Raw genomic sequence first — 14,051 nt, forward strand, 5'->3', positions numbered from 1 at the left:
GGGATGGATTCGTACGACGGCAGGGGTGCCGAGGGTGGGAACGGGAGCGCCGAGCCGGGGCCGGATCAGCGGGAGGAAGAGCCTTCCGGTGCTGGTCAGATCCTGGAATCAGGCCCTCGTGAAGGGATGGCCGCGCTGTCTCTTCCGTACCAGATCGTTGCCGCGATAGCACTGTCGGTCATCGGCCTGATCGCCTGTGGACAGTTGGTCATGGTGTTTCTGCACGTCGCACCCTCCAACACCCTGACCAAGCAGCACGGCGAAGCGGTCGACGAGTGGGTCTATCCCGAGTTCGAGCAGAACTGGAAGCTCTTCGCCCCGAATCCGCTCCAGCAGAACATCGCCGTTCACGTCCGGGCCGAGATAGCCGGCGCCGACGGGCGTCGCACCACCCCCTGGATGAGTCTGTCCGGCGAGGACGCCAAGGCGATACGCGGCAATCTCCTCCCCAGCCACGTCCATCAGAACGAACTCCGCCGAGGCTGGGACTTCTACCTCAGTTCCCACGACAACGAGAACCGGGCCAACGGCCTTCGCGGTCAGCTCTCCGAGCGCTACATCCGCCGCATCGCGATGCTGCGCCTCGGCGAACACGACTACGGCGGCACCGTCGAGCGCATCCAGATCCGTTCCGAGGTGCGGTCCGTCGCGGCGCCCGCGTGGAGCGAGGAGAAGATCAGTACGCGGCCGTCCTACCGGGTACTGCCGTGGTGGACGGTGACTCCCGAGGACCTTCCCAAGGGCACCGAGGGGGCGGACAAGTGAGTACGGCCATCCACGACCGCAAGGTCGACCACAAGCTCGCCCGCGGTATCCAGCGCATCACCTCCACGGTCCTCGGCCAGTATCAGAGTGCCGTCATCCGGATCGGCTTCTCGGCCACCTATCTGTTCTTCCTGCTGCGCGAGCTGCCGCACCGCCACGAGATGTACGGCCCCGACGGCCCGTGGCGCTGGGACATGGCGCAGCAGCTCATATCCGGCAACCAGTCGTTCACCGCGCTCATGTGGTCGGACAGCACCGTCTGGTTCGAGGTCGTGTACGCGGTCGCGCTGATCTCCGCGGCGCTGCTGATGGTCGGCTGGCACACCCGGGCCATGTCGGTTCTCTTCATGGTCGGGGTGCTCTCCCTGCAGAACCGCAGCATCTTCATGGGCGACGGCGGCGACAATGTCATCCACCTCATGGCGATCTATCTGGTGCTCACGCGCTGCGGGCGGGTCTGGTCGCTGGACGCCCGGCGAGCGGCGCGGCAGGCGCGCGCGGAAGCGGACGGGGCGCGGCGCCCGGTGCTCGGCAATGTGGCCGGTCCGGTCCTCTGGGTGGTGCTCGGCCTTGTGCTGATCGTGGCCAGCGTGACGGACGGGCTCGGCGGCACCTGGTGGCTCCCGGCCCTGCTCTGGTTCCTGTGGGTCGGAAACGGCGCCTGGTGGGCGCTGAACCGTTATGCACCGCAGAGCCAGTCGCGCACCCTGCTCGATGTCATCGCCAACCTCGCCCACAACGCGACCCTCGTCGTGATCATGGCCGAGGTCTGTCTGATCTACGCCACCGCGGGGTGGTACAAGATCCAGGGCTCGCGGTGGCAGGACGGCACGGCGCTGTACTACCCGCTCAAGCTCGATTACTTCACGCCCTGGCCCGGGCTGTCGGACATCCTCGCCTCCAACTCCGTGATGGTGATGGTGCTCACCTACGGCACGGTCATCGTCCAGGTCGCGTTTCCCTTCACCCTCTTCAACCGGCGGGTCAAGAACGTTCTGCTCGTCGCCATGATCTGTGAGCACGCCGGTATCGCCCTGCTGCTCGGGCTGCCGTTCTTCTCCATGGCGATGATCGCCGCCGACTCCGTCTTCCTGCCGACCGTCTTCCTGGTCTGGCTCGGCGGCCAGGTGACCCTCGCCCGCGGGCTGCTGTTCCCGGCCAGGAGCAAGGTGCCCGGGCAGCGGCGTGACGGCGACGACGAGGAGGCCCCGCAGCACAGCGGCGACGAGGGTCATACGCTCGTCGGGTGAGTAGTGAGAGCGGCAGCACGGACAGCGCAGGCAGCAGCGGCGGGGAACCGCCGACCGAGGAGGCCACCGGGCTTCAGGCGTCCGTCGTGCCCGCGGCGCCGGAGGAGCCCGGTGCGTCCGCGGAACCGATGCAGTACGACGACGGGTTCGGGACGGAGATCGGTGTCGGGCCGCACCCGCTGCCCTGGCCCGTGGACGAGCGGTACGACCCCGAGCTGCTCGCCCACGGTGACCGGCGCAATGTGGGCGACGGCTACCGGTACTGGACCCGGGAGGCGATCGTCGCCGATCTGGATCTGCGGCGGCACGACTTCCACGTCGCGGTCGAGAACTGGGGCCACGACTTCAATATCGGTTCCGTGGTGCGCACCGCGAACGCCTTTCTCGCCAAGGAGATCCACATCGTCGGGCGGCGGCGCTGGAACCGGCGCGGCGCGATGGTCACCGACCGGTACCAGCATGTGCGGCACCACCCGGACACGGAGTCGCTGACCGCGTGGGCGCAGGCCGAGGGCCTGCCGATCATCGGGATCGACAATCTGCCGGGAGCGGTGCCGCTGGAGCGGACCGTGCTGCCCCGGCGCTGCGTACTGCTCTTCGGGCAGGAAGGGCCCGGGCTCACCGAGGAGGCCCGTAAGCACGCGGCGATGGTGTGTTCCATCGCGCAGTTCGGATCGACGCGGTCGATCAACGCGGGGGCCGCGGCCGCCATTGCCATGCATGCCTGGGTGCAGCGCTACGCGGAGATCCCTGAGGCGGGGAGCTAGGGCCTCTCGTTTGGATCATGCCGGGCTCGCGTGCCCCGGTCCCTGATCCGGCCTGATCCAAACGAAAGACCCTAGCCCCTCCGGGGCCCCGGCTCCCCGGGCCCCGGAGGGGCTGAGGGGGAGCGGGGCGCCGGAGGCCGCGGTCATGCCTGGCGGCGGACCTCCACCATGCGGAAGCGGTTGGACACGAAGGCCCCGTCGCACAGCGCCGCGTTCGCTGCCGGGTTGCCGCCCGAGCCGTGGAAGTCGGAGAAGGCCGCGGTCTGGTTGACGTACACCCCGCCGGTCAGATTCAGCGACAGCTGGGCCGACTCGTCCAGGCAGACGTCCTCCACCGCGCGTTCCACCTCCGGTGAGGTGGTGTACGCGCCGACCGTCATCGCGCCCTTGTCGCGGACCGTGCGGCGGAGCAGTTCCACGGCGTCGGCCGTCGAGTCGACCGCTACCGCGAAGGCGACCGGGCCGAAGCACTCCGACAGGTAGTGCTGCTCGTCGTCCGGCTTGGTGGCGTCCAGCTTGACGACGACGGGGGTGCGGACCACGGCGTCGGGGAATTCCGGGTTGGCCACCTCGCGGGAGGGCAGGGCGACTTCGCCGAGATCCGCGGCCGCCTCCAGGCGGGCCTTCACATCGGGGTTGACCAGGGCGCCGAGCAGGGTGTTCGCCCGGGCGTCGTCGCCCAGCAGGCCGGTGACCGCGGCGGCGATGTCGGCGACCACTTCGTCGTACGTCTTGTCGCCGGCGTCGGTGGTGATGCCGTCCCGGGGGATCAGCAGGTTCTGCGGCGTCGTGCACATCTGGCCGCTGTAGAGGGAGAGCGAGAACGCCAGGTTGGACAGCATGCCGCGGTAGTCGTCCGTGGAGTCGAGGACGATCGTGTTGACCCCGGCCTTCTCCGTGTACACCTGGGCCTGGCGGGCGTTGGTCTCCAGCCAGTCGCCGAAGGCGGTCGACCCGGTGTAGTCGATGATCCTGATCTCGGGGCGGAGGGCCAGGGTCTTCGCGATGCCTTCGCCCGGTCGTTCGGCGGCCAGGGCGACCAGGTCGGGAGCGAAGCCCGCCTCGGCGAGCACTTCGCGGGCCAGCTGCACCGTGAGCGCGAGCGGGAGCACGGCGCGGGGGTGTGGCTTGACCAGGACGGGATTGCCGGTGGCCAGGGAGGCGAAGAGGCCCGGATAGCCGTTCCACGTGGGGAAGGTGTTGCAGCCGATCAGGAGCGAGATGCCGCGGGGTGCCGCGAAGAACGACTTCTGCAGCTGGAGCGGGTCGCGCTTGCCCTGCGGCTTGGACCAGTCGGCGCTCGCAGGGGTGCGGATCTGCTCCTCGTACGCGTACGCCACCGCCTCCAGGCCGCGGTCCTGGGCGTGCGGGCCGCCCGCCTGGAACGCCATCATGAAGGCCTGGCCGCTGGTGTGCATCACGGCGTGACCGAACTCGTGGGTCCTGGCGCTGATCCGGGCGAGGATCTCCAGGCAGACCAGGGCCCTGGTCTCGGGACCGGCCGCACGCCAGGCGGGCATGGCCGCACGCATCGCCGGAAGCAGGACGTCCAGGTCGGCGTGCGGGTATTCGACGCCGAGCTCCGGCCCGTACGGAGAGATCTCTCCGCCCGTCCAGCCGTCGGTGCCGGGCTGGCCGAGGTCGAGCCGGGTGTTCAGCACGGCGTCGAAGGCCGCCTTGCCCTCGGCGGCGCTCAGGCTGCCGGGGGCGCCGCCCTCGCCGTATGCCTTCGGATGCTCGGGGTGCGGGGACCAGTAGGCGCGCGTACGGATCGCGTCGAGGGCCTGGTCGAGCGTTGGGCGGTGCTTCTCGGAGAGCAGGTGCGGGGAGAGCTCGGCGGCCATGACGGACCAACTCCTCATCGAGCTGGGCAGGGACGGGCGGACAGAGTTAGAGTAACCGAACGATCGGTCGGGACAAGGGGGCCCGCCAAACCTGTGGACACCTCGTAGGGGAGGATCGCGGACATGACCACGGCCAAGCGGGACACGTACACCCCGGAGACTCTGCTCACCGTTGCCGTCCGTGTCTTCAACGAGCGCGGCTACGACGGCACGTCCATGGAGCACCTCTCCAAGGCGGCGGGCATCTCCAAGTCGTCCATCTACCACCACGTCGCGGGCAAGGAGGAGCTCCTGCGCCGCGCGGTCAGCCGTGCGCTGGACGGGCTCTTCGGGATTCTCGACGAGTCGGGAGCGACGCAGGGGCGTGCGATCGAGCGGGTCGAGTACGTCACCCGTCGCACCATCGATGTGCTGATAGCCGAACTGCCCTACGTCACGCTGCTGCTCCGGGTGCGGGGCAATACGAAGACGGAGCGCTGGGCCATGGAGCGGCGGCGCGAGTTCGACCAGCGGGTGACCGATCTGCTCAAGGCCGCGGTCGCGGACGGCGACCTCCGCTCCGACGTGGACATACGACTGGTGACCCGACTGCTCTTCGGGATGATCAACTCCCTGGTGGAGTGGTACCGGCCGCTGCCCGACGGCGGGGCCGACGGGGAGCGGCTGGCGGACACGCTCGTCCGCGTGGCCTTCGAGGGGATGCGGTCCAGCCGTTGAACCGTTGACGGCCGCAGGCTGTTCGACGGCCGCAGGCCGGCCTGCGAGCCCTCAGGTGAGCTCGGGAGGCCTGTCCGAGCCCGGGGCCAGGTCCGTCTCCTCGAACACCAGGAGCGTGCGGGTGGAGAGCACCTCCGGGATGGCCTGGATCCTCGTCAGGACCAGTTCGCGCAACGACCTGTTGTCCTTGGTGTGGACCAGCAGCAGGACATCGAAGTCGCCGCTGACCAGCGCGATATGAGTCGCCCCCGGCAGCGCCTGGAGCTCCTCGCGAACCGTGCGCCAGGAGTTCTGGACGATCTTGAGGGTGATGTACGCGGAGGCGCCCTGCCCCGCCCGCTCATGGTCCACGCACGCGGTGAAACCCCGGATCACGCCGTCGTCGATGAGCCGGCTGATCCGGGCGTAGGCGTTGGCCCGGGACACGTGCACCCGATCGGCCACCGACCGTATCGAGGCGCGGCCGTCCGTCTGGAGCAGTCGCAGGATGCCGCGGTCGATGGCGTCGAGCGGCCGCGCGGGCGGAACCTGGCCGGTGTCCTCGCCCCCGTCGGCCATTTGTTCAGCTGACATGTGCCCCCACCTCTCCGTCCTGGACGACCTGTCTCTATCCCAGGCTGTGGAGAACCGTTTGTCCACAGGCTGAAGGTGCCTGTAGCCAAAATGCGCTCGCGACCGAACAATCGGTAGGGAGGCGCCCCACATCCGTGCCTCGGACAGCGCTCGACATTTCGATGTATTTCGACACCCCTCGGCATCGGACGATCCCCTGATGCCGACAGACGCCGCTCGAAAACCCTCGATGCCAGGAGGTGCTTGTCATGACGGTCCAAGAGCTGCCCGGCGCGGCCGCTTACCGGCCCACGCCGCCCCCGGCCTGGAAGCCGCTCACCGACCCCGCGCCGCTGCTCCCGGACCCCGAGCCGTATCGCGTGCTCGGTACGGATGCCGTGGCCGATGCCGACCCCGAGCTGCTGCTGCGGCTCTACGCGGAGCTGGTCCGCGGCCGGAGGTACAACGCGCAGGCCACCGCCCTGACCAAGCAGGGCCGGCTCGCCGTCTACCCGTCGAGCACGGGGCAGGAGGCCTGCGAGATAGCGGCCGCGCTGGTGCTGGAGGAGCGGGACTGGCTCTTTCCCAGCTACCGGGACACCCTTGCGGCAGTGGCGCGCGGCCTGGACCCGGTCGAGGCCCTGACGCTGCTGCGCGGCGACCGGCACACCGGATACGACCCGCGTGAGCACCGCATCGCACCGCTCTGCACCCCCCTCGCCACCCAGCTGCCGCACGCCGTCGGGCTGGCGCACGCGGCGCGCCTCAAGGGCGACGACGTGGTGGCGCTCGCCATGGTCGGCGACGGCGGGACCAGTGAGGGCGATTTCCACGAGGCGCTGAACTTCGCCGCCGTCTGGCGTGCCCCGGTCGTCTTCCTCGTGCAGAACAACGGCTTTGCGATCTCCGTACCGCTGGCGAAGCAGACCGCCGCCCCGTCGCTGGCGCACAAGGCCGTGGGGTACGGGATGCCGGGCAGGCTGGTGGACGGGAACGACGCGGCCGCGGTGCACCAGGTCCTCGGTGAGGCGGTGGCGCGGGCCCGGAGCGGCGGCGGTCCGACGCTCGTCGAGGCGGTGACGTACCGCATGGACGCCCATACGAATGCCGACGACGCCACCCGTTACCGCGTCGACAGCGAGGTCGAGGCCTGGCGTGCGCACGACCCGATCCAGCTTCTCGAACGGGAGCTGACCGGGCGGGGGCTGCTCGGCGACGAGGGGATCGAGCAGGCGCGTGCGGCGGCGGAGCGGATGGCGGCTGCTCTGCGCGAGCGGATGAACGCCGATCCGGTGCTGGACCCGATGGATCTGTTCGCCCATGTCTACGCGGAACAGACCGCACAGCTGCGCGAGCAGGCGGCCCGGCTGCGCGTCGAGCTGGACGCCGAGCACGGCCAGGACGACGTGGAGGAAGGCCGATGACCACCGCAGCGGCGACGGCCGGAGAGCGGACGGCGAAGGTCAAGCCCGCCACCATGGCGCAGGCACTCGGGCGGGCACTGCGCGACTCGATGGCGCAGGACCCGACCGTGCACGTACTCGGCGAGGACGTCGGCACGCTCGGCGGGGTCTTCCGGATCACCGACGGTCTGGCGAAGGAGTTCGGCGACGACCGTTGCACGGACACCCCGCTGGCCGAGGCGGGCATCCTCGGGGCGGCCGTGGGCATGGCGATGTACGGGCTGCGGCCCGTGGTGGAGATGCAGTTCGACGCCTTCGCCTATCCGGCGTTCGAGCAGCTCATCAGCCATGTCGCGAAGATGCGTAACCGGACGGCAGGCGCCATGCCGCTGCCGATCACGGTCCGGGTGCCGTACGGCGGCGGGATCGGCGGGGTCGAGCACCACAGCGACTCCTCGGAGGCGTACTACATGGCGACGCCCGGCCTCCAGGTCGTCACGCCCGCCACGGTCGAGGACGCGTACGGGCTGCTGAGGGCCTCGATCGCCTCCGACGACCCGGTGGTGTTCCTGGAGCCGAAGCGGCTCTACTGGTCGAAGGCGGACTGGTCGCCGGAGGCACCGGTGGCCGTGGAACCGATCGGCCGGGCCGTGATCCGCCGGCCCGGCCGCAGCGCGACGCTGATCACGTACGGGCCGTCGCTGCCCGTCTGCATGGAGGCGGCGGAAGCGGCCGTCGAGGAGGGCTGGGACCTGGAGGTCGTGGACCTGCGCTCGCTGGTGCCGTTCGACGACGAGACCGTCGCCGCCTCGGTCCGGCGTACGGGGCGTGCGGTCGTCGTCCATGAATCCTCCGGGTTCGGCGGTCCGGGCGGTGAGATCGCGGCCCGGGTGACCGAGCGCTGCTTCCACCACCTGGAGGCGCCGGTGTTGCGGGTCGCCGGGTTCGACATCCCGTATCCGCCGCCGATGCAGGAGAAGCACCATCTCCCGGGCGTGGACCGGGTGCTGGACGCGGTCGCCCGCTTGCAGTGGGAGGCGGAGAGCTGATGCCCCAGGTACTCGAATTCAAGCTGCCGGACCTCGGCGAGGGGCTCACCGAGGCTGAGATCGTGCGCTGGCTGGTGGAGGTCGGCGATGTCGTCGCCATCGACCAGCCGGTCGTCGAGGTCGAGACGGCCAAGGCGATGGTGGAGGTGCCGTGCCCGTACGGGGGCGTGGTGACCGCGCGGTTCGGTGAGGAGGGCTCGGAACTGCCGGTCGGGGCACCGCTGTTGACGGTGGCGGTCTCGGTGGAGACGACGCAGCCGGTGGGGGCGGATGCCGGGGCGGACGAGGGGGCAGAGTCTGCTTCCGGTTCGGGCGGGGCCGGGGCCGGGGCTGGTTCCCGTGAGGCGGAGTCGTCCGGCAATGTGCTGGTCGGGTACGGGACCGGCGCTCCGGTGGCGCGTCGTCGACGGGTCCGTCCCGCAGCCGTGGCCGCGGCTGTTCCGGCACGGTTGCCGGTGGCTCCGGTGGCTCCGGTGGCTCCGGTGGCTCCGGTGGCGGATGCGGCGCCGGGACCGGTGGCGGTGGTTTCTCCGCTGGTACGGAAGCTGGCGCGGCAGCATGATCTCGATCTGCGGCAACTGGCGGGCTCCGGACCGGCCGGGCTGATCCTGCGGGCCGATGTCGAATCCGCGATCAGGGCGCTGGCAGAGGGAACGGCTGCTCCCCTGTCGGCCGGGGTCGCGGTGCCGGTCGCGGTGCCGGAGACAGGGGCCTTTCCGGAGTCGGGGGCGGTTTCCGCACCGTTGGCGGCTTCCGCGGGCCGTTCGGTGGCGAGCCCGGCCGCACAGCGGATTCCGCTGCGCGGTGTACGGGGCGCGGTCGCCGACAAGTTGTCGCGCAGTCGGCGGGAGATCCCCGACGCCACGTGCTGGGTCGATGCCGACGCCACCGAGCTGATGGCGGCCCGTGCCGCGATGAACGGCGCCGCAGGTCCGGCTGCCGGGCCCAAGGTGTCGGTGCTGGCACTGCTGGCGCGTATCTGCACCGCGGCGCTGGCCCGCTTCCCTGAGCTCAATTCCATGGTGGACCTGGAAGCGCGGGAGATCGTGCGACTGCCGGAGGTCCACCTCGGGTTCGCGGCTCAGACCGAGCGGGGCCTGGTCGTCCCCGTGGTGCGGGATGCGCAGGCCAGGAACGCCGAGTCGATCGGAGCCGAGATCGCCCGGCTGACCGAGGCGGCACGGGCTGGGCGGCTGACCCCGGCCGAGCTGACCGGCGGCACGTTCACGCTGAACAACTATGGGGTGTTCGGAGTCGACGGATCGACCCCGATCATCAACCACCCCGAAGCGGCGATGCTGGGCGTCGGCCGGATCGTTCCCAAGCCCTGGGTGCACCAGGGGGAGCTGGCCGTACGCCAGGTGGTCCAGCTGTCGCTTACCTTCGACCACCGGGTCTGCGACGGCGGCACGGCGGGCGGCTTCCTGCGCTACATAGCCGACTGCGTGGAACAACCGGCGGTGCTGCTGCGCACGTTGTAGGCGAGAGCAGCCGCAGGTTTCCGTTTCCTCCCCCCGCTCGGGCCGGCTGATCGGCTCGATCGCCGACCGGGCGGATCGACGGAAGCCTGCGGCCCGCATACTCGGATGCATGACCGCGTATGACGCCATCGTTCTTGCCGGAGGGGCCGCCAAGCGGCTCGGCGGCGCCGACAAGCCCGGGATCCGGGTCGGCGGCCGTTCGCTGCTCGACCGGGTGCTCGCGGCCTGCGCCGACGCGTCGACGACGGTGGTGGTGGGCGGGCGCCGGCCCACCGTGCGGCCGGTGGTCTGGACGCGCGAAGTGCCCTCGGGCGGAGGTCCGTTGGCCGCGCTCGACGCGGGGGTGCGGCGTACCACGGCGGAACGTGTCCTCGTGCTCTCCGCAGATCTGCCGTTCCTCGGGCCGGGGACCGTCGGAGCGCTGCTGGCCGATGCCGGCGGAGGACAGCGGGACGGGGCCCTGTGCATTGATCGGGAGGGGCGCGACCAGCCTCTCGTTGCCGTCTACGGTGCTGAACCGCTGCGCCGTGAACTCGCCTTGATCGCCACCGAGCACGGCGGTCTGTCCGGGCTCCCCCTGCGACTGCTGACGCATGAGCTCGACCTTGTCCGGGTGGAGTCCGGTCCCCTCGCCTCCTTCGACTGCGACACCTGGGAGGACATCGCATCCGCGCGGGCCCGCATCAGAGAGCATGGGACCGTGCTGGACGAATGGATCACCGCAGTCAAGAACGAACTCGGCATCGAACTGGACGTCGACACCGATGTCCTGCTCGATCTTGCCCGTGACGCCGCCCACGGCGTCGCCCGGCCCGCCGCGCCGCTGACCACCTTCCTGGTCGGGTACGCGGCGGCCATGGCGAGCGGCGGAGGTGACGGCGGCGACGGCGCCACGGCGGTGGCCGAGGCAGCCCGGAAGGCTGCCGCGCTCGCCCTTCGCTGGGCGGACGAGAACGAGACGCAATGACCACCGGAAGCGGCGGGTCCGACCGGCCTCCGGCTGCGGACATTTCGGCTGCGGACATTCCGCTGGCGGGCAGCGGGCCTGCGGCGGGCGGTCGACCTGCGGCGGGCGGCGGGCCTGCCGTGGGCGGTGGGCCTGCGATAGGTGCCGGGTTGTCGGTGGGTGCCGGGTCTGTGGTGGGCGGCGGGCATTCGGTACCAGATCGCCCTGGGAGCGGGGAGCGGTGCCCGACTCCCGAGGAGGTGCGGGGGGCCGAGGAAGAACGGGCCGTCGAGCAGGCCCTCGCGCTGGTCGGCAGCCGGTCGTCCGGTGAGTTCCGTCCGACGGGTCGGCATCATGCCGCGGATCGGCCCGGCGCCGTGGACCGGCCGCGGTCCACCGAAACGGCATCCGGTTCCCCGGAGCAGTCACGCTGCTCGGCGGAGCCGCCCCACTGCACGGAGCCGCCGTACTCCGCGGAGCCGTCCCACCTCGCCGGCGACGCCGCGGCAGCGCCCCGTTCACCGGACCCGGCCCCGCGCCCGGGCACCGGCGACGCGGCCACCGGGCGGGGCCGGCACCAGCACGACCGCAGGCACGGGCATGGGCACGGACACGGACCTACGACCTCTTGGCGGGAGGCGCGTGCGCTGGCCGCTCGGTCCGGGAGGGCCGGGCTGTCAGGCCGGTCCGGGCAGTCAGGCCCGTCCGGGCGGGCCGGGCGGGCCGGTGCGGTCCGCGCTGTTCGGCTTCCCCTCGGCCAGGCGCTCGGACACGTACTCGCCGAGCCGCTCGTCGCGCTCACCGATCTGCCGCCCTTCGACACCTCTGCCATGGACGGCTGGGTCGTCTCAGGACCGGGTCCATGGAGCATCCGCGCAGCCGCCGGGGCCAGGGCCGGGGTCGAGGAAGCGACCAGAGTTGAGGCCGATGCCGGCTCGAACCGGGACCTGGGCATCCTCGCAGGGCGGAGCGTCCCCGCCACGCTTCCCGATGGGGACGCCGTACGGATCGCCACCGGTGCCCGCATCCCGGCGGATGCCAATGCGGTGATCCGCAGCGAACACGCTCGCGTGGACGAGGCCACGGGGCTGCTTCACGCGAAGCATCAGGTACTCCCCGGACAGGACATCAGGCCCCGTGGCCAGGAGTGCCGTGCCGGCGATCAGCTCATGCCCGCCGGAGCGCTGGTGACGCCCGCCGCTCTCGGTCTGGCCGCCGCGGCCGGGTACGACACGCTCGTCGTGGTGCCTCGGCCTCGTGTCGATGTCCTCGTTCTCGGCGACGAACTGCTGACGGACGGTCTGCCGCACGACGGGCTGATCCGTGACGCGCTCGGCCCGATGATCGGCCCATGGCTGCGTGCGCTGGGTGCCGAGGTCTCGCCCCCGCAGCGTCTCGGCGATGACGCGGCCGCCCTGCGGCGCGTCCTTATTACGTCCGACGCCGATCTGGTCATCACCACTGGTGGTACGGCCGCGGGCCCCGTCGACCACGTCCATCCGGTCCTGGCCGAGATCGGGGCCGAGCTGCTGGTCGACGGAGTCGCCGTCCGCCCCGGCCACCCGATGCTGCTGGCCCGGCTCAGGAAGGGCATGGAGCTCAGGAAGGGCGAGGAGTTCGGAAAGGGCGAGGAGCTTGAGGGGGGCGAGGAGCTCAGGGAGGGCGAGGAGGTCGAGAGAAACGAGGGTCCGTATCTCGTCGGGCTGCCGGGCAATCCACTGGCCGCAGTCTCCGGGCTTCTCACCCTCGCCGAGCCCCTCCTCCGTGGACTGGCGGGCCGGGAGCCGGAGGCGCCGTACCGAGCCGTCGTGCGCGACGAGGTGCAGGGGCACCCGCATGACACCCGCCTGGTGCCTGTCGTGCACCGAGTGGGCAGCACCGTCGATGGTCGGCCGGGCAACGGGTACGACAGAGGCGGGGCGGGAACCGGGAACGGCGCCGAGTACGTCGTACCGCTGCACTACAGCGGTCCGGCGATGCTTCGCGGGATCGCTGCCGCCGACGGGCTGGCCGTGGTGCCGCCGGGCGGGGTACGGTCCGGCACCGAGGTGGAGATCCTCGATCTACCGTGGGCCTCGGCGATGCCGTGGACGGAAGGGTGTTTCACGTGAAACTTCCCGGCCACGACGCGATGGCCAGGCGCGCTGACGAGCATGTCGTACCCACACGGGTGCTGCTGCCGCGCAGGGTGGTCGACGGACCGGCACGGCAGGTCGCCAAGCGGCTGATGATGGCGCTGCTGGTGCTTGCCGCAACGGTGCTGATCGTCTGGCTGGACCGCGGCGGATATCACGACGCAGCCGACGACAAGGTCGATCTGCTGGATGCGGTGTACTACGCGACGGTCACCCTCTCCACCACCGGCTACGGCGACATCACCCCGTACGGGGACGCCGCCCGGCTCACCAATGTGGTGCTCGTGACGCCACTGCGCGTGCTCTTCCTGATCATCCTGGTCGGCACCACTCTCGAGGTCCTCACCGAACGGACCCGGGAGGACTTTCGGCTGAAGCGTTGGAGAACCAACTTGCGTGATCACACCGTTGTCGTCGGCTTCGGGACGAAGGGCCGTTCGGCCATCCAGACCCTGTGTGCCACCGGCCTGAAGAAGGAACAGATCGTCATCGTCGACCCGGCGACCAAGGTGATCGAGATCGCCAACGCTGAAGGGTTCGTCGGTGTGGTCGGCGATGCGACGCGCAGCGAGGTGCTGTTGCGGGCCGAGCTCCAGAAGGCGCGTCAGATCATCATCGCCACCCAGCGCGACGACACGGCGGTGCTGGTGGCGCTGACAGCCCGGCAGCTCAACCGAGGCGCGAAGATCGTCGCGGCGGTGCGCGAGGAGGAGAACGCCCCGTTGCTCCGGCAGTCCGGTGCCGACGCGGTGATCACCAGTGCCAGCGCGGCGGGGCGGCTGTTGGGCCTCTCCGTCCTCAGCCCCAGCGCGGGCACGGTGATGGAGGACCTGATCCAGCAGGGCAGTGGACTCGATCTCGTCGAACGACCGGTGATAAAGGCCGAGGTGGGCAAGAGCGTCCGGGAGACCGATGACCTCGTGGTCAGCGTGTTGCGGGGGCATCGGCTGCTGGGTTACGACGATCCGGCGGCCAGCCCTTTGCAGTTGACGGATCGCCTGATCACCATCGTGCGTGCCTCGAACGAGTCGCCGTCGGACGGGCCGCCCAACGGTCTGCCGCGCCCGCGCGACTGATCCGGTCCGGCCTGCCCCGCACACGAACCGCCTCGCCCCACCCCGCACACGAACAGCCTCGCCCCG

General features: G+C 70.7%; 12 protein-coding genes. 10 read left to right on the forward strand and 2 right to left on the reverse strand.

The window, feature by feature from the left end:
- Positions 1–3 precede the first annotated feature (3 nt).
- From OHA19_RS20625 to OHA19_RS20635, 3 genes are all read left to right on the forward strand, one after another.
- Complete coding sequence (locus tag OHA19_RS20625) at positions 4–765, forward strand: DUF5819 family protein (protein ID WP_405714545.1); 762 nt, start codon at positions 4–6, stop codon at positions 763–765.
- On the forward strand, positions 762–2,015 hold the full coding sequence (locus tag OHA19_RS20630; RefSeq protein ID WP_405714543.1) for an HTTM domain-containing protein: 1,254 nt from the start codon (positions 762–764) through the stop codon (positions 2,013–2,015). Before OHA19_RS20625 ends, OHA19_RS20630 begins: the two co-directional genes overlap by 4 nt.
- A gap of 128 nt (positions 2,016–2,143) precedes the next feature.
- Positions 2,144–2,782 carry a TrmH family RNA methyltransferase gene (locus tag OHA19_RS20635; RefSeq protein ID WP_405753288.1) on the forward strand — a complete coding sequence of 213 codons (639 nt, stop codon included), beginning with the start codon at positions 2,144–2,146 and terminating at the stop codon, positions 2,780–2,782.
- Positions 2,783–2,925: 143 nt separating this feature from the next.
- Here the strand turns inward: OHA19_RS20635 and paaN are convergent, their stop codons facing one another.
- Positions 2,926–4,626: a phenylacetic acid degradation protein PaaN gene (paaN, locus tag OHA19_RS20640; protein ID WP_405751086.1), complete on the reverse strand. Its 1,701-nt coding sequence runs from the start codon at positions 4,624–4,626 to the stop codon at positions 2,926–2,928.
- Positions 4,627–4,749: 123 nt separating this feature from the next.
- On the opposite strand from paaN, the gene OHA19_RS20645 reads away from it, so the two are divergent.
- On the forward strand, positions 4,750–5,343 hold the full coding sequence (locus OHA19_RS20645; RefSeq protein ID WP_405714539.1) for a TetR/AcrR family transcriptional regulator: 594 nt from the start codon (positions 4,750–4,752) through the stop codon (positions 5,341–5,343).
- Between the two features lie 51 nt (positions 5,344–5,394).
- On the opposite strand, the gene OHA19_RS20650 is transcribed toward OHA19_RS20645, so the two are convergent.
- The gene (locus OHA19_RS20650) at positions 5,395–5,901 is read right to left on the reverse strand and encodes an Lrp/AsnC family transcriptional regulator (RefSeq protein WP_405753290.1); all 507 of its coding nucleotides are present in this window, start codon (positions 5,899–5,901) and stop codon (positions 5,395–5,397) included.
- A gap of 263 nt (positions 5,902–6,164) precedes the next feature.
- Between OHA19_RS20650 and pdhA the strand changes: the two genes are divergently transcribed.
- From pdhA to OHA19_RS20680, 6 genes are all read left to right on the forward strand, one after another.
- Positions 6,165–7,319, forward strand: a complete 1,155-nt coding sequence (gene pdhA, locus OHA19_RS20655) for a pyruvate dehydrogenase (acetyl-transferring) E1 component subunit alpha (RefSeq protein WP_405714537.1) — start codon at positions 6,165–6,167, stop codon at positions 7,317–7,319.
- Complete coding sequence (locus OHA19_RS20660) at positions 7,316–8,347, forward strand: alpha-ketoacid dehydrogenase subunit beta (RefSeq protein ID WP_405714535.1); 1,032 nt, start codon at positions 7,316–7,318, stop codon at positions 8,345–8,347. The genes pdhA and OHA19_RS20660 overlap by 4 nt, the downstream gene beginning before the upstream one ends.
- Positions 8,347–9,828, forward strand: coding sequence for a dihydrolipoamide acetyltransferase family protein (locus OHA19_RS20665; RefSeq protein ID WP_405751088.1), 1,482 nt, complete (start codon positions 8,347–8,349; stop codon positions 9,826–9,828). Before OHA19_RS20660 ends, OHA19_RS20665 begins: the two co-directional genes overlap by 1 nt.
- A gap of 109 nt (positions 9,829–9,937) precedes the next feature.
- The gene (locus tag OHA19_RS20670; protein ID WP_405751090.1) at positions 9,938–10,795 is read left to right on the forward strand and encodes a DUF6457 domain-containing protein; all 858 of its coding nucleotides are present in this window, start codon (positions 9,938–9,940) and stop codon (positions 10,793–10,795) included.
- Between the two features lie 239 nt (positions 10,796–11,034).
- Positions 11,035–12,885 carry a molybdopterin molybdotransferase MoeA gene (locus OHA19_RS20675; RefSeq protein WP_405714529.1) on the forward strand — a complete coding sequence of 617 codons (1,851 nt, stop codon included), beginning with the start codon at positions 11,035–11,037 and terminating at the stop codon, positions 12,883–12,885.
- Complete coding sequence (locus OHA19_RS20680; protein WP_405714527.1) at positions 12,843–13,985, forward strand: potassium channel family protein; 1,143 nt, start codon at positions 12,843–12,845, stop codon at positions 13,983–13,985. Before OHA19_RS20675 ends, OHA19_RS20680 begins: the two co-directional genes overlap by 43 nt.
- Positions 13,986–14,051: the final 66 nt, after the last annotated feature.

Source organism: Streptomyces sp. NBC_00012, from assembly GCF_045040875.1.
In the GTDB taxonomy this organism is placed as follows: Bacteria; Actinomycetota; Actinomycetes; order Streptomycetales; family Streptomycetaceae; genus Streptomyces.